Genomic DNA, 14,698 nt, shown 5'->3' with positions numbered 1-14,698 from the left:
TCCCGTGCGTCCTCCAAGGAAGAGGGCCTCAGCCCTCCACCTCCTCGTCTTCATCCTCGTCATCGGTCTCGCCGCGTTCGGCGGCGGCCTGCGCCTCGAGTTCTTCGATGGACACCCAGCCCAGCTTGACGCGGGCGGTCATGACCATGTTCTGCGCTTCCTCGAGGCTGACGTCGAAGGGCTCGAGCAGGCCGGTGTCCTTGACGCGGGCCCCATCGACCGTGGTCCAGCCGCCGGCCAGTTCCCAGTCGGCGCAGGTGGCGAAATCTTCCAGCGTCTTGATGCCGTCTTCGCCCAGTGCCACCAGCATCTGGGGTGTCAGGCCCTCGAAATCAATCAACGCATCCTCGACACCGAGACCGCGTGCCTTTTCCAGCGCCTGCTTGTTCTGCTCCTCGAGGTAATCGCGGGCGCGTGCCTGCAATTCCTCGGCGGTGCTGTCGTCGACGCCGTCGATCACCAACAATTCGTCCATGTCGACATAGGCCACTTCCTCGAGCGAGGTGAAGCCTTCGGACACCAGCAGCTGGGCGAAGAATTCGTCCAGATCCAGCGTATCGACAAACAGCTTGGTGCGCTCCTCGAACTCGGCCTGACGGCGCTTGGATTCCTCTTCCTCGGTCAGGATGTCGATATCGAGACCCGTCAGCTGGCTGGCAAGCCGCACGTTCTGGCCGCGCCGCCCGATCGCCAGCGACAGCTGCTCGTCGGGAACCACGACCTCGATCCGCTCGGCATCCTCGTCGATCACCACCTTGGTGACTTCGGCCGGCTGCAGGGCGTTCACGAGGAAGGTCGCGGGATCCTCGTTCCACGGAATGATGTCGATCTTTTCGCCCTGAAGCTCGTTCACCACCGCCTGGACGCGGCTGCCGCGCATGCCGACGCAGGCGCCCACGGGGTCGATGGAGCTGTCGTAGGAAATCACGCCGATCTTGGCGCGCGACCCGGGATCGCGGGCCACGGCCTTGATCTCGATGATGCCGTCATAGATCTCGGGCACTTCCATCTTGAACAATTCGGCCATGAATTCGGGTGCCGTCCGCGACAGGAAGATCTGCGGGCCGCGCGGTTCGCGGCGCACATCCTTGATGTAGCAGCGGATGCGGTCGCCGTTGCGATACGCTTCGCGGCCGATCTTTTCGTTGCGGCGCAGAACGCCCTCGCCCCGGCCGACGTCGACGATGACGTTGCCGTATTCCTCGCGCTTGACGATACCGTTGATGATGGTGCCTGCGCGGTCCTTGAATTCCTCGTACTGGCGGTCGCGCTCGGCTTCGCGCACCTTCTGCAAGATCACCTGCTTGGCCGATTGCGCCGCGATCCGGCCCAGTTCGACCGGCGGGATCTCGTCGATGATCGTGTCGCCGACCTTGGGATCCTCGAGATAGGGCTTGGCCTGTGCGACCGTCAGCTGCGCCTTTTCGTTCTCGACCTCGTCATCTGCGACAACGGTGCGCACACGGGTAAATCGTGCGCGCCCGGTCTTGCGGTCGATGGCGACGCGGATATCCAGTTCGGCACCGTAGCGCGACTTGGCGGCACGGGCGAGGCTCTCTTCCATCGCCTCGATGACCAGCGACGGGTCGATCATCTTTTCGCGGGCCACGGCCTCGGCGGTCTGCAACAGTTCCAGCTGGTTGGCTGACGTGATGGCCATTGTGCGTTACTCCTCCGCCTCCGAGGACTCTTCCTCGATGTCGTCAAACTGGGTTTCGTCGATGATGCCGGCGGCCTTCCGCTGGCGCAGCATTTCTTTGATCAACTCGTCGGTCAGGACCAGCTTGGCATCCGACAGCCAGTCGAAATGCAGCCCCACGGTGCCTTCCTCGATGTTCAGCAGAACCTCGTCGCCTTCGACGCCGGCCAAGACACCCTTGAAGCGGCGGCGTCCGTCGATCATTTCGGTCGTCTCGATCCGTGCCTCGTAACCTTCGAAGGTCTCGAAATCCTTGAGCCGGGTCAGCGGGCGGTCGATGCCGGGGCTAGAGACTTCGAGCGTGTAGGCATCCTCAAGCGGATCCTCGACATCCAGAACCGCGCTGACGGCGGTGGAAATCTGGGCGCATTCATCCACCTCGATCCCGCCGCCGGGGCGTTCGGCCATGATCTGCAAGGTCTTGGTCTGACCGCCCATCAGACGGATGCGCACCAGCTCGAATCCCATCCCCTCGATCACGGGGGTCAGGATTTCGGCCATGCGCCGGTCGATGGCGGTCTTGGCGATCAGCTCCGACAAAACGGGTCTCCAGAAACGAAAAAACGGGCCGCGCGGCCCGTCGAACTTGTCCGGTGGTGCCATCCGGTGTGGACCCGGGGGCGCCGCTGTTGAAGGCGATATAGGGGGAATCGCGGGGCGGCGCAAGTCACCCGCAACGGACCACCATGATGCGCCCCTCGTCATCGATCTCGAAGTTGATCCGATCCGGGCGAAAATCCATCGTCACGGCCATGCCCGGCTCGATGACGCGCAGGGGCATATCGAGGTCCAGCAGGCGGGCGATCTCGGCCGTTTGTCCGACAAGACCCTGAAATCCCGAGGCGCCGCAGGTATCCTCGGACCCGGCTTGCGCCGCGACCGGCAGGATCGCGAGGATCAGGCAGATCAGCAATCTCATGGGGTTTATCCTCCGTTGCGCTGCCCACCAGATTGTCTCAAGGTCGCACGAACACAAGATCATGGGAGAGGGACAGATCATGCGCACTCGTGCCGCCGTCGCATTGGAAGCGGGCAAGCCGCTTGAAATCATGGAGGTCAATCTCGACGGTCCCAAGGCGGGCGAGGTTCTGGTCGAGATCAAGGCCACGGGCATCTGCCACACCGATGAATTCACCCGCTCGGGCGCGGACCCCGAGGGGCTGTTTCCGTCCATCCTCGGGCACGAGGGTGCGGGCGTGGTGCTGGAAGTGGGCGAGGGCGTGACCACCCTCAAGCCGGGCGATCATGTCATTCCGCTCTATACGCCGGAATGTCGGCAGTGCCCGTCGTGCCTGTCGGGCAAGACAAACCTCTGCACCGCCATCCGTAACACCCAGGGCCAGGGCCTGATGCCCGACGGGACCACGCGGTTCTCGATGCTCGATGGGACGCCGATCTATCACTACATGGGCTGTTCGACCTTCGCCAATCACACGGTGATGCCCGAGATCGCGCTGGCCAAGGTTCGCGAGGACGCGCCCTTCGACAAGATCTGTTACATCGGCTGCGGTGTGACCACCGGTATCGGTGCGGTGATCAACACCGCGGGCGTCGAGATCGGATCGACTGCCGCCGTCTTCGGCTTGGGCGGGATCGGGTTGAACGTGATCCAGGGCCTGCGGATGGCGGGCGCGGACATGATCATCGGCGTCGATCTGAACGACGGCAAGGCGGAGATGGCGCGCAAGTTCGGGATGACCCATTTCGTCAACCCGTCCAAAATCGAAGGATCCGTGGTGCAGGAAATCGTCAACCTGACCAAGCGCGGGGCCGATCAGATCGGCGGCGTGGATTATTCATTCGATGCCACCGGCAACGTGAAGGTAATGCGCGATGCGCTCGAGTGTTCGCATCGTGGCTGGGGCGTGTCGGTCATCATCGGGGTCGCCCCCGCCGGGGCCGAGATTTCGACCCGCCCCTTCCAGCTGGTCACGGGCCGCGTCTGGAAAGGCACGGCGTTCGGCGGGGCCAAGGGCCGCACCGATGTGCCGAAATTCGTCGACTGGTACATGGACGGAAAGATCGAGATCGACAGCATGATCACGCACAAGATGCCGCTCGATGAGATAAACACCGCCTTCGACCTGATGCACGAAGGCAAGTCGATCAGGTCGGTTGTAGTTTACTGAGGGTCACAGGTGAAAGGAGACCGATTATGACGGCAAAAGCATGGGGTTGCGGGCTTTGCCTCGCGGTAGGGATCGGTTCGGCGGCCTCGGCCGAAGGCTGGTCGGTGATCGATTTCAACGCGGTCAACACCCGCGACATCTGCATGAGCTACGCCGAGGTCACCATCGAGACGTACCGCAACCGGTTCGGCGCGCCCGGCTTTACCGGCCGGTCGGACTGGACCGTGGGCGGCTACGACCTGCGCGGCGAGGTGGTCGATGCACTGTTCATCTGCCCCGACGAAGCGGGATTCGTCGCGCCGTTTCTCGTGATCCACAACACCGATGACGACAGCGATGCCCGCGAATTGATCGCCGACCGTCTGGGCGACATCTGGGACGAGGTCGTGGCGGGGGGCGGCACGCCCGCCGCGGGCGGCGGCACCACGCTGGGTGGCGGTACACTCGGTGGCGGCACCAAGTAGGTCGCCCCCATGCCCGACCCGACGATCCGTGAAGCGGGCCGCGCCGATGCCGGGGCGATTGCTGCCCTGATCCTGCCGGTATTCCGGGCGGGCGACACCTATGCCATCGACCCCGCGATAACGGCCGAAGCTGCGGTGGAGTATTGGCTGTCCCCGGACAAGACGACCTTCATGGCGGAGCTTGGCGGCATGGTGATGGGCACCTATTACCTCCGCCCCAACCAAGGCGGGGGCGGCGCGCATGTCTGCAATTGCGGCTACATCACCGCGCCCGATGCACGGGGCAAAGGCATCGCGCGCGCCATGTTGGCCCATTCACTGGATCAGGGCCGCGCGCGCGGCTACCGCGCGATGCAATACAATTTCGTGGTCTCCACCAACACCCGCGCGATCGAGACTTGGGACCGCGCGGGATTCGAGACCGTGGGCCGTCTGCCTGCAGCGTTTCACCACCCGACCGAGGGATATGTCGATGCGCTGGTCATGTTCCGATCCCTTGTCTAGGGCGCTGGCCCTTGTCCTGTTCGTGCCGTTCGCGGCAGAGGGTCAGACCGCCACCGAAAACCTGCGTGCGCTGGATCCTCCCGATCCTGTCGTGACATATTCATTGGCCGGACAGGATATCGCCCTGCACCCATGGGATATCCTGGCGGTGGAATTGTCCGAAAGCGGCGGGATCACCGATATCTTCCTGCGCCTGACCCCCGAGGCGGCATCGACGCTTGCGGCCCTGACCGGGCAAGCCATGGGCGGCCCCTTCATCATAAGCCTTTGCGGTCATGTCCTGTTGGAGACGCGGGTCGAGGCCGTGAATGATACCGGCACCCTTTATTTGCCCGACACGAATGCCGCCCGGGGCGAGGCGCTGCGTGCGCTCTGGCAGGGGCGGGCACGATGTGACAGGCTGGGGCCGGAGGTATTTCCCGATGGCCAATGACAAGACACCGCTTCTCGCGGTCCTGATCGACGCCGACAACACCAGCCACAAGCATGCGCGCGCGATCTTCGACGAGATCGCGGGTTTCGGCGAGGCCAGCGTAAGGCGGATCTACGGAGATTTCTCCTCGACGCACATGAAGGGGTGGTCGGCGGTGCAGGCCGAATTCGGCATCGTGCCGCATCACCAGCCTGCAAATACGGTGGGCAAGAACGCGAGCGACATCGCGCTGGTGATCGACGCGATGGATCTGATGCACACCGGTCGGTTCGACGGCTTCGTCCTGGTCAGTTCCGACAGCGATTTCACTCGGTTGGCACAGCGTCTGCGCGAACAGGGGCTGGAGGTCTACGGCATCGGTCAGCAAAAGACGCCCGAAGCGTTCCGCCGGGCCTGCAAACGGTTCATCTTTGTCGAGAACATCCTGCCCGCCGATCCCAAGGACGAGAAGTCGGAGGGAAAGAGCCCCGACAAGCTGCCCCTGACGGAGGCGCGCGACCTGATCTTTCGCGCCATGGACGGTATCGAACAGGATGACGACTGGTATTCGCTGGGCCAGATCGGCCAGTTCATCACTGCCGCCAATCCCGATTTCGACACGCGCACCTATGGCAAGCGCAAGCTGTCGGACCTCGTGCAAAGCCTGAAGATGCTGGAAGTCAAGCGCGGCGCGGGCAACCAGCTGCTCGTGCGTCGGCTGGATTGAGGCGTGGAGGGGGGCTCTGCCCCCGCCGCCCGTTCCGGGCGGCCCCCCCGGAGTTTTCGGGCCAAGATGAAGAGGGCCGTTAACCTTGATGATCGGTTGAGGTGTCAGGCCCTGCGGTAACGGGCGAGGAAAGTTTTCACGGCTTCGGCAGCCACGCGGTCGATTTCCGCCCCTTGCGGGTCTTTCTCGATCCCGAAGAGAACCTTGAGCATCAGGTCGGCGCGACAGAGCTGTGCCAGCTGATCGGCGGCCAGCGCGGTATCCTCGATGTCGAGCATGGCGCGGGCCTTGGGACTGTCCAGATATTGGGCGATCTTGCGCCCCCATTTCTTCGGGCCACTGTCATAGAAGGTGCGCCCCAGGTCGGGAAAGCGCTGCGCCTCGGCGACGCAGACGCGGAACATGTCCTGCCCAAAGCGCGACAGGATGAAGGTGATGAGCGCGGTGCAGATCCCGTGCAATGTTTCCTCGACGCTCAATTCGCCAGAATCCATCAGGAAATCGACCTCGGCCTGTTGGGCGCATTCGATTTCGAGCACGGCGAGGAACAGGTGCTGCTTGTCGGGAAAGTAGCTGTAGAGCGTCGCCTTGGAGACGCCGGCGTCACGCGCGATCTCGTCCACGCTGGCGCCTTCGTAGCCTTCGCGGAGGAACACGCTGCGCGCGCCTTCGACCACTTGGTCGAACTTGCGCCCCTTCTTGATCTGCGCCTCGGCGTTCATCTGCGTCCCCCCGCTTGTCGTGACAATGTAAACCATCCGGTTCAGTTGCGGCAAGGACTTCGCGCCGGCACCCGCGGCTTTCGCACCATGGACTCTGACAGGGGCGCGGATTAGCCAAGGCGCATGATCGAGATCTTTCTCAAGACGTTGCCGTTCTTTGCCCTGATCGGGCTGGGCTACCAAGCCTGCCGATCCGGGTTCTTCACGGCCGAGGCGGCGGCTTATTTGACGAAATTCGTATTCTATTTCGCGCTTTCGGCGATGCTGTTCCGCTTTGCCGCCAACCTGTCCTTGGCCGAGATCTTCGATTGGTGGTTCGTGGCGGCCTATCTCTGGGGCTGTTTCGTGGTCTATGCCATCGCCACCGCCGTGGCCTTTTTGCGCCGCCGCTCGATCGAGGAGGCGGCTGTCGAGGCGCAGTGTGCCGTGATCGGCAATACCGGCTTTCTGGGTGTGCCCATGCTGATCGTGCTGATGGGTGAGGCAGCGGCGGGCCCGGTCCTGATGGTTCTGTCGCTGGACCTGATCGTATTCTCCTCGCTCATCGTGATCCTGATCACAGGCAGCCGGGACGGGCGGATGTCGCTCGGCATCTTGCGGACGGTGGGCTTGGGCCTCGTGAAGAACCCGATGATCGTGTCGATGACCCTTGGGCTGGCCTGGTCGGGGACAGGATGGGTGGTGCCCGGCCCGGTGAACGAGTTTCTGGGCATCCTCGGAGCGGCGGCGACGCCCGGGGCGCTTTTTGCCATCGGCGCATCGCTTGCGGGGAAATCGGCGGAACGGATCCAGGTCGCGGGCTGGCTCAGTTTCTGCAAGCTGGTCCTGCATCCTCTGGCCGTGGCCTTTGCAGCCTTGTGGCTGTTTCCGGTCGACACCTTCGATGCCGCCGTGATGATCGCGGCGTCCTCCCTGCCGGTGGCGGGCAATGTCTATATCCTTGCGCAGCACTACGGGGTTGCGCCGCAGCGCGTCTCGGCCTCGATCCTGATTTCCACCGCGCTCAGCATCCTGACCGTTTCGGCAGTGATCGCGTGGGTGTCGGGCATGGCCGGGATCGTGCCGGGGGGCTGATCCGCTTGCGGTGGGGGGCAGGGCCGCGCTACGGCTTGAGCGGGCGGCGACAGGAGGGCGCGATGGAAACGATCTCGGAAAACCGGTGTTTCGACGGCACACAGGGCGTCTACCGCCATGCCTCGGAGGCGACGGGAACCGACATGACATTCGGCCTGTTCCTGCCCACCGAGGCGGAGGATGGGCCGGTGCCCGTCTTGTGGTACCTGTCGGGGCTGACCTGCACACATGCCAATGCGATGGAAAAGGCGGGCGCCCAGCAATGGGCCGCCGAACAGGGCATCGCGCTGGTTTTTCCCGATACCAGTCCGCGCGGGCCGGGCGTGCCCGACGATGCCGCCTATGATCTGGGGCAGGGGGCAGGGTTCTACCTGAACGCGGTCCAAGACCCGTGGGCCGAGCATTTCCAGATGTGGAGCTACATCACCGAAGAATTGCCCCAAGCCTTGTTCCACCGCTTTGCGTTGGACGAGGCGCGGCAGGCGATCACCGGGCATTCCATGGGCGGGCATGGCGCGCTGACCATCGCCATGCATCACCCCGAGCGGTTCGCCAGCGTCTCGGCCTTTGCGCCGATCTGCAACCCGATGGACAGCGATTGGGGCCAGAAGCAGTTCACCGCCTATCTGGGTTCCAATACCGCCTTGTGGGAGGCGCATGACGCGAGCCGCCTGATGCGGGAACGCGGGTTCGCCGGGCCGATCCTGATCGACACAGGCACGGCGGATCAGTTCGCGGATCTGCTCAGGACCGAAGTTCTGGCCGAGGCGATGGCGGCCCGCCGCCAGCATGCCACCCTGCGCCTGCAGCCGGGGTACGATCACAGCTATTATTTCGTCTCGAGCTTCATGGAGGATCACGTGACCTTTCACGCAGAGGCGCTTTACGGGGTGCGCGCATGACGCCCGAAGCCGTGGTTTTCGACATCGGCAACGTGCTTGTCGAATGGCACCCCGAACGCCATTACGATGGGCTGATCGGGCCCGAGCGGCGCAAGGCGCTGTTTGCGCAGGTCGATCTGCATGCGATGAACCTGCGCGTCGATCTTGGCGCGCCATTCGCCGCAGAGGTGGAGGCGATGGCGACCGCCCATCCAGACTGGCGCCCCGAGATCCTTGCGTGGCGCGAGGGCTGGGTCGAGATGTGCAGCCCCGCGATCCCCGGTTCGGTCGCGTTGCTCAGGAACTTGCGGGCGCGGGGGATACCTGTCTTTGCCCTGTCGAATTTCGGTGTCGATACCTACCAGATCGCGCAAGGCGTCTATGATTTTCTGAACGAATTCGACGCCGAATTCATCTCGGGCCATTTGGGCGTGATGAAGCCTGACCCGGCGATCTACGAAAGGCTCGAGCGCGACACCGGCATCGCCCCCGGCGCGCTTTTGTTTGCCGATGACCGTCCGGACAACATCGCGGCGGCGGCGGCGCGCGGCTGGCAGACGCATCTTTTCGAAGGTCCCGAAGGCTGGGCCGCGCGGCTGGTCGCGGCGGGGCTGTTGCCCGAGGCGGAGGCGGTGACATGACGGTGCAGATGATCGGACCCGAGGCCGAGGCGCGGCTGGATTGGCTGGCCTTGTGCAAGGCGATCGAGGTGGGGCATCGCCTGCCCAAGGCCGAGATCGCGGATATCTTTTTGTACCGGGGACAGGACACGCTGCTGAGCCGGGCAGCGTGGATCGATGGTCTGGGCCAGTTGGTCAAGACGGCGACGATCTTTCCGGGCAACAAGGATATCGACAAACCTGCCGTCAACGGCTCGGCTGCGGTCTATTCCGACACCGACGGAACGCTGGCGGCCATCGTGGATTTCCACCTGCTGACCAAATGGAAGACGGCAGGCGACAGTCTGTGCGCCGCCCGTATCCTCGCCCGCCCCGACAGCCGCGTGATCTTGATCGTCGGCGCGGGCACGGTGGGCCGGTCGCTGCGACAAGCTTATGGCGCGGCCTTTCCGCAGGCGCAGTTCTGGATCTGGAACCGCAGCCCCCTGTGCGAAGAGCGGTTGCTGACCGAATTCCCCGACACCGAGCAGGTTCATAACCTGGAGGAGGCGGTGAAAGGGGCCGACATCATCACCTGCGCCACGATGTCCACCGCGCCCGTGATCTACGGCGACTGGTTGCAGCCGGGTCAGCATCTGGACCTGATCGGCGCCTATCGTCCGGATATGCGCGAAACGGATGATCGTGCGTTGCAACGGGCCCGGATCTTCGTCGACAGCCGGGACACGACCATCGGCCATATCGGCGAACTGAAGATCCCGCTGGCATCCGGCGCGATCACCGAGAGCGATGTTCTGGCGGATTATTACGATCTGCCCTCTGGTCGCTTCGCGCGGCGGTCCGACACGGAAATCACGCTGTTCAAGAATGGCGGCGGCGCGCATCTGGACCTGATGGTGGCGCGTTATATCCTCGACAGCGTGGGGTAGGTTCTGGCGACCGGTCGGAGCGGCGATGCGGCCGTGCCGACCCTTCGCACCAGCAGTTCGTCAGGTTGACCGATCGGACCCGAAAGGCCCAAGCGCGCGCCGCTTGACAATCGCCGCCCGCGGCCATCACGTCGCGCCAGCCCTTGTTCGGAGCGCGCCTTGGACCCGCTTTATCCTTTCGTTTTCCTTGGTCTTTTCAGCCCCGGTCCCAATGTCATCTTGCTGACCGCCTCGGGCGCGCGGTTCGGGTTCCGCGCGACGCTTCCGCATGTTCTGGGCGTAGCACTGGGCGTCGGCATCACGGCGGGCCTGACCGGGTTGGGCATCGCTGCCCTGCTTCTTGCGCAACCGGCCTTGGCACTGGCCCTCAAGATCGCGGCGGCGCTATGGATCGGATGGATGGCGCTGTCACTCTGGCGGTCTTCGGCAGCGGGCGGCGCGAGCTCGGGCGCGCGACCCTTCACCATGCTGGAGGCGATCTTGTTCCAGTGGGTCAATCCCAAGGTCTGGGCCGTGGCGCTTGCTGCGGCCTCGGGGTATGCCGCCGGCCTGACACCTTGGGGCGAGGCACAGCGCCTTGCCTTGGCCTTTGCCGGTCTCAACCTCTTCGTCTGCTTGTTCTGGTCGTGGGCGGGGTCGCTTTTGGCGATACTTCTGACCACGCCGCTTGCATGGCGGATCTTCGCCCGTGTCATGGCTGCGGGTCTTGGCGCCTCTGCTGTCATGGTCTTTCTCTGATCTGCGGCCTATATCAGGGGTTCAGGATCGAAAGCCCCCATGTTCCGCTTCTTCGAAAATCTGGTCGATCCCTATACGGCCTATGAGGAAACCGACGCGCCGCCGCGTCGGCTCTGGCCGTTCCTGTGGGTGTATTCGCAGCCGTTCAAACGGGTATTCGCGCTGACGGCCATCATGTCCGTCTTCGTTGCCGTCGTCGAAATCGGGCTGATCTGGTACATGGGTCGTGTCGTCGACCTGATGTCGAACGGCGATCCGGCCAGCGTGCTGGCCGCGCATGGTTGGGAATTGATCGCAGCCGCGATCTTCATCCTGACGCTGCGCCCGCTGATCCAAGGCATCGACGTGGCGCTTCTGAACAATTCCATCTTGCCGCAATTCGGCGCGCTGATCCGCTGGCGCGCGCACAGGCAGGTGCTGCGCCAGTCCGTCGGCTGGTTCGAGAACGATTTCGCAGGCCGGATCGCGAACCGGATCATGCAGACACCGGGCAGCGCGGGCGACGCGATCTTCCAGATCTTCGATGCCATCACCTTTTCGCTCGCCTATCTGGTCGGGGCTGCGATCCTGCTGGCCGATGCCGATCTGCGGCTCGCGATCCCGCTTGTGGCCTGGTTCGCACTTTATGGTCTGCTGCTGCGCTGGACGATCATCCGCATTGGGCCGGCGTCCAAGGCCAGCGCGGATGCGCGGTCGATGACAACGGGGCGCGTGGTGGACAGCTACACCAACATCCATTCGGTCAAGCTGTTCGCCCATCATGACCGCGAAATCGCCTATGCCAAGGAAGCGATCGAGGAAACGCGCCAGACCTTCGGGCGCGAAATGCGGCTTTTCACCATCATGGACGTGGCGTTGACGGCGCTGAACGGGTTCTTGATCGTTGCGGTCGTCGGTTGGGCCATCTGGCTGTGGTCGGTCGGCGCGGCTTCGGTTGGCGCGGTTGCGGCGGCAACGGCTCTGACGCTGCGGCTCAACGCGATGACGGGCTGGATCATGTGGGCCGTTTCGACGCTTTTCCGCTCGCTCGGCGTGGTGGCCGAGGGAATGGAGACGATTGCCGAACCGATCACTTTGACCGATGCCAGCGATGCAAAGCCGCTGAAAATGGCGCAGGGCGAGATCACCTTTGACGCCGTAAGCCATCATTACGGACGCGGCGCGGGCGGGCTGGACAGGGTCAGCCTGACGATCCGACCGGGCGAGAAACTGGGGCTTGTTGGGCGGTCGGGCGCGGGCAAGTCCACGATCGTCAAACTGCTCCTGCGCTTCTACGACGTAGAGGAAGGGCGCATCCTGATCGACGGGCAGGATATCCGTGGCGTGACCCAAGACAGTTTGCGCCGCGAGATCGGCATGGTGCAGCAAGACAGCTCGCTCCTTCATCGCTCGGTCCGCGACAACATCTTGTACGGTCGCCCCGATGCGACCGAGGATCAGATGATCGCCGCCGCCAAGCGCGCCGAGGCGCATGATTTCATCCTGACGCTGGAGGACCCGCAGGGCCGGTGCGGCTATGACGCCCATGTCGGTGAACGCGGCGTGAAACTGTCCGGCGGTCAGCGCCAGCGCGTGACGCTTGCGCGCGTGATCCTCAAGGACGCGCCGATCCTTGTTCTGGACGAGGCGACATCGGCCCTCGACAGTGAGGTCGAGGCGGCGATCCAAGACACGCTTTACGGCGTGATGCAGGGCAAGACGGTCATCGCCATCGCGCACCGGCTGTCGACCATCGCCCAGATGGACCGGATCGTGGTGCTGGACGGCGGCCATGTCGCCGAGGAAGGCACACATGCCGAATTGCTGGCCAAGGGCGGGCTTTATGCCGGGTTCTGGGCGCGGCAATCGGGCGGCTTCATCGGACTCGAAACGGAGGCCGCGGAATGACCCGTGTTTTCCGCCCCATTCTTTTGTGGCTGGCCAATCTGATCGACGGCTTCGCCCCCGCCGAAGGCGCGCCGCCCCGCACGCTTTGGCCGTTTCTGCGCTGGTGTCTTGCCGGGGCATGGCCTGTGATCTGGGTTGCAACGCTTTTTTCCGCGCTGGCCGGCGCGATGGAAGTGGCGTCCGCTTGGCTCTTGGGTGTGGTGATCGACAGTGCGCTGTCGAACGGCCCCGAGGGGTATTTCACTGAAAACGCGTTGCTGATCGGGGTCTATGTCGCCTTCTACCTGCTTTTGCGCCCGGTGTTTTTCGGGGCCTCGGCGGCGTTCAACGGGATCGTTTTGCCTCCCAACCTCGCGCCCCTGATTCAGAGCCGATTGCACCGTTGGTCGCTTGGCCATGCCGTCAGCTTTTTCGACAACGATTTCGCAGGTCGCATTGCGCAAAAGCAGATGCAGACCGCCGCCGCGCTGGTGAATGTGGTGACCGAGGTCATCAACGCAGGCGCCTTTGCGATTGCGACGCTGGTCGGCGCGGTGGTGATGCTGGCGGCCATCGATTGGCGCATCGGGTTGGTGCTGCTCGTGTGGACGGTGGGCTACCTCTACATGATCCGTTGGTTCATGCCGCGCATCCGCAAGCTGTCGAAAACACGGGCGGCGGCGCGCGCGAATGTGACCGGGCAGATCGTGGACACGATCACGAACATCAAGACGGTCAAGCTGTTCGGTCACGTCGATTACGAGGATGAGACCGCCATCGAGGCGATGAAGGGCTATCGCAACGCCGCGCTCGATTTCGGGTTCCTGTCCACCGGGTTTCGCTTTGCGCTGATGGCGACGGCGGGGGCTTTGCCGGTGGCGCTGGTGCTGGGGGCGGTCGTTCTGTGGCAGATGGGCAGCGTCACGGCGGGCGAGATCGCGGCGACGGGTGCCGTATCGATGCGGATCGCGCAGATGACGGGCTGGGTCAGTTTCACGCTGATGGCTATCTACGCCAATGTCGGCGAGGTCGAGGACGGGATGCGCACGCTGACCCCGCCCCATGACCTGACCGATGCCGAGGGCGCGGTCGAGGTAAAGGCGGCCAAGGGGCGCATCGCTTTCGAAGGCGTCAGTTTCGCCTATGGACGCGAAACCGGCGGCGGGGTCGATGGCATCGATCTGGTCGTCGAACCCGGGCAAAAGATCGGCATCGTGGGCGCCTCGGGTGCCGGGAAATCGACCTTGGTGGCGCTGCTCCTGCGCCTCTACGATGCCGAGGCGGGTCGTGTGACGCTCGATGGCATCGACGTGCGGACAATCAAGCAAGACAGCCTGCGGCGCCAGATCGCGATGGTCACGCAAGATACGGCGATGTTCAACCGCTCGGCCTATGACAACATCCTCTATGGCCGTCCTGACGCGACGGAGGCCGAGGTTCACGCCGCCGCCGAACGGGCGGAGGCGCACGGGTTCATTCAAGGGCTGATCGACCATCGCGGGCGGAAGGGCTACAGTGCCTTCCTTGGCGAGCGGGGTGTCAAACTGTCGGGCGGCCAGCGGCAGCGGATCGCACTTGCCCGCGCCTTCCTCAAGAACGCGCCGGTTCTGGTTCTGGACGAGGCAACGAGCGCCCTCGACAGCGAGGTCGAGGCGGCGATTCAGGACACGCTGGGGCAGGTGATGGACGGAAAGACCGTGATCGCCATCGCGCACAGGCTGTCGACCCTATCCGCAATGGACCGGATCGTCGTGCTCGATCGTGGACGGATCGCCGAGGATGGGACCCATGACAGCCTGCTGGCGCATGGCGGGCTTTATGCGCGCTACTGGAACCGGCAATCGGGCGGGTTCATCGGTCTGAATGACGCGGCCGAATAAGGCTTTCCGCACGATGGGCTTCGGGGCAGCATCGCCGGAGCAATCCGGGGGAT

Annotated in this window: 16 protein-coding genes; 12 read left to right on the top strand and 4 right to left on the bottom strand. The window is 64.0% G+C overall.

What is annotated here, in order from left to right; translation table 11 throughout:
• Positions 1–28: 28 nt before the first annotated feature.
• From nusA to QQK63_RS05860, 3 genes are all read right to left on the bottom strand, one after another.
• Positions 29–1,660 (bottom strand): transcription termination factor NusA, encoded by a 1,632-nt coding sequence (gene nusA / locus QQK63_RS05870; RefSeq protein ID WP_277825408.1) that lies wholly within the window; start codon positions 1,658–1,660, stop codon positions 29–31.
• Between the two features lie 6 nt (positions 1,661–1,666).
• Positions 1,667–2,200, bottom strand: a complete 534-nt coding sequence (gene rimP / locus QQK63_RS05865) for a ribosome maturation factor RimP (protein ID WP_277825947.1) — start codon at positions 2,198–2,200, stop codon at positions 1,667–1,669.
• Between the two features lie 166 nt (positions 2,201–2,366).
• Positions 2,367–2,618, bottom strand: coding sequence for an I78 family peptidase inhibitor (locus tag QQK63_RS05860; RefSeq protein ID WP_277825406.1), 252 nt, complete (start codon positions 2,616–2,618; stop codon positions 2,367–2,369).
• Positions 2,619–2,697: 79 nt separating this feature from the next.
• On the opposite strand from QQK63_RS05860, the gene QQK63_RS05855 reads away from it, so the two are divergent.
• From QQK63_RS05855 to QQK63_RS05835, 5 genes are read left to right on the top strand one after another with little or no spacing between them, the layout of a single operon-like run.
• The gene (locus QQK63_RS05855; protein WP_277825404.1) at positions 2,698–3,828 is read left to right on the top strand and encodes an S-(hydroxymethyl)glutathione dehydrogenase/class III alcohol dehydrogenase; all 1,131 of its coding nucleotides are present in this window, start codon (positions 2,698–2,700) and stop codon (positions 3,826–3,828) included.
• 26 nt (positions 3,829–3,854) lie between these two features.
• Positions 3,855–4,292, top strand: coding sequence for a hypothetical protein (locus tag QQK63_RS05850; RefSeq protein WP_277825402.1), 438 nt, complete (start codon positions 3,855–3,857; stop codon positions 4,290–4,292).
• A 9-nt stretch (positions 4,293–4,301) separates the two neighbouring features.
• On the top strand, positions 4,302–4,796 hold the full coding sequence (locus QQK63_RS05845; protein WP_277825400.1) for a GNAT family N-acetyltransferase: 495 nt from the start codon (positions 4,302–4,304) through the stop codon (positions 4,794–4,796).
• Complete coding sequence (locus tag QQK63_RS05840) at positions 4,765–5,229, top strand: hypothetical protein (protein WP_277825398.1); 465 nt, start codon at positions 4,765–4,767, stop codon at positions 5,227–5,229. The genes QQK63_RS05845 and QQK63_RS05840 overlap by 32 nt, the downstream gene beginning before the upstream one ends.
• A complete protein-coding gene (locus QQK63_RS05835) occupies positions 5,219–5,935 on the top strand; it encodes an NYN domain-containing protein (RefSeq protein WP_277825396.1) in 717 nt (238 codons plus the stop codon). The genes QQK63_RS05840 and QQK63_RS05835 overlap by 11 nt, the downstream gene beginning before the upstream one ends.
• A gap of 104 nt (positions 5,936–6,039) precedes the next feature.
• Here QQK63_RS05835 and QQK63_RS05830 read toward each other — a convergent pair whose 3' ends face one another.
• Positions 6,040–6,657 (bottom strand): TetR/AcrR family transcriptional regulator, encoded by a 618-nt coding sequence (locus QQK63_RS05830; protein ID WP_277825394.1) that lies wholly within the window; start codon positions 6,655–6,657, stop codon positions 6,040–6,042.
• 123 nt (positions 6,658–6,780) lie between these two features.
• Between QQK63_RS05830 and QQK63_RS05825 the strand changes: the two genes are divergently transcribed.
• From QQK63_RS05825 to QQK63_RS05795, 7 genes are all read left to right on the top strand, one after another.
• On the top strand, positions 6,781–7,731 hold the full coding sequence (locus QQK63_RS05825) for an AEC family transporter (RefSeq protein ID WP_277825392.1): 951 nt from the start codon (positions 6,781–6,783) through the stop codon (positions 7,729–7,731).
• A gap of 62 nt (positions 7,732–7,793) precedes the next feature.
• Positions 7,794–8,633 (top strand): S-formylglutathione hydrolase, encoded by an 840-nt coding sequence (gene fghA, locus QQK63_RS05820; protein ID WP_277825390.1) that lies wholly within the window; start codon positions 7,794–7,796, stop codon positions 8,631–8,633.
• A complete protein-coding gene (locus tag QQK63_RS05815) occupies positions 8,630–9,253 on the top strand; it encodes an HAD family hydrolase (RefSeq protein ID WP_277825388.1) in 624 nt (207 codons plus the stop codon). Before fghA ends, QQK63_RS05815 begins: the two co-directional genes overlap by 4 nt.
• Entirely contained in the window at positions 9,250–10,161 is a 912-nt protein-coding gene (locus QQK63_RS05810; protein ID WP_277825386.1) for an ornithine cyclodeaminase family protein, read from the top strand. The genes QQK63_RS05815 and QQK63_RS05810 overlap by 4 nt, the downstream gene beginning before the upstream one ends.
• A 159-nt stretch (positions 10,162–10,320) precedes the next feature.
• Entirely contained in the window at positions 10,321–10,899 is a 579-nt protein-coding gene (locus tag QQK63_RS05805) for a LysE family translocator (RefSeq protein WP_277825384.1), read from the top strand.
• 39 nt (positions 10,900–10,938) lie between these two features.
• Positions 10,939–12,786 carry an ABC transporter ATP-binding protein gene (locus tag QQK63_RS05800; protein WP_277825382.1) on the top strand — a complete coding sequence of 616 codons (1,848 nt, stop codon included), beginning with the start codon at positions 10,939–10,941 and terminating at the stop codon, positions 12,784–12,786.
• On the top strand, positions 12,783–14,645 hold the full coding sequence (locus tag QQK63_RS05795; protein ID WP_277825380.1) for an ABC transporter ATP-binding protein: 1,863 nt from the start codon (positions 12,783–12,785) through the stop codon (positions 14,643–14,645). Before QQK63_RS05800 ends, QQK63_RS05795 begins: the two co-directional genes overlap by 4 nt.
• Positions 14,646–14,698: the final 53 nt, after the last annotated feature.

Origin of the sequence: Roseicyclus marinus (assembly GCF_030163795.1) — a bacterium.
Taxonomy (GTDB): Bacteria; Pseudomonadota; Alphaproteobacteria; order Rhodobacterales; family Rhodobacteraceae; genus Roseicyclus; species Roseicyclus marinus.
This window is presented reverse-complemented; position numbering and strand designations above follow the sequence as displayed.

Bases quoted from the DNA above. Each gene is read 5' to 3' on its own strand.
- nusA (WP_277825408.1), bottom strand. From the start codon at position 1,660: ATGGCCATCACGTCAGCCAACCAGCTGGAACTGTTGCAGACCGCCGAG.
- rimP (WP_277825947.1), bottom strand. From the start codon at position 2,200: ATGGCCGAAATCCTGACCCCCGTGATCGAGGGGATGGGATTCGAGCTG.
- QQK63_RS05860 (WP_277825406.1), bottom strand. From the start codon at position 2,618: ATGAGATTGCTGATCTGCCTGATCCTCGCGATCCTGCCGGTCGCGGCG.
- QQK63_RS05855 (WP_277825404.1), top strand. From the start codon at position 2,698: ATGCGCACTCGTGCCGCCGTCGCATTGGAAGCGGGCAAGCCGCTTGAA.
- QQK63_RS05850 (WP_277825402.1), top strand. From the start codon at position 3,855: ATGACGGCAAAAGCATGGGGTTGCGGGCTTTGCCTCGCGGTAGGGATC.
- QQK63_RS05845 (WP_277825400.1), top strand. From the start codon at position 4,302: ATGCCCGACCCGACGATCCGTGAAGCGGGCCGCGCCGATGCCGGGGCG.
- QQK63_RS05840 (WP_277825398.1), top strand. From the start codon at position 4,765: ATGCGCTGGTCATGTTCCGATCCCTTGTCTAGGGCGCTGGCCCTTGTC.
- QQK63_RS05835 (WP_277825396.1), top strand. From the start codon at position 5,219: ATGGCCAATGACAAGACACCGCTTCTCGCGGTCCTGATCGACGCCGAC.
- QQK63_RS05830 (WP_277825394.1), bottom strand. From the start codon at position 6,657: ATGAACGCCGAGGCGCAGATCAAGAAGGGGCGCAAGTTCGACCAAGTG.
- QQK63_RS05825 (WP_277825392.1), top strand. From the start codon at position 6,781: ATGATCGAGATCTTTCTCAAGACGTTGCCGTTCTTTGCCCTGATCGGG.
- fghA (WP_277825390.1), top strand. From the start codon at position 7,794: ATGGAAACGATCTCGGAAAACCGGTGTTTCGACGGCACACAGGGCGTC.
- QQK63_RS05815 (WP_277825388.1), top strand. From the start codon at position 8,630: ATGACGCCCGAAGCCGTGGTTTTCGACATCGGCAACGTGCTTGTCGAA.
- QQK63_RS05810 (WP_277825386.1), top strand. From the start codon at position 9,250: ATGACGGTGCAGATGATCGGACCCGAGGCCGAGGCGCGGCTGGATTGG.
- QQK63_RS05800 (WP_277825382.1), top strand. From the start codon at position 10,939: ATGTTCCGCTTCTTCGAAAATCTGGTCGATCCCTATACGGCCTATGAG.
- QQK63_RS05795 (WP_277825380.1), top strand. From the start codon at position 12,783: ATGACCCGTGTTTTCCGCCCCATTCTTTTGTGGCTGGCCAATCTGATC.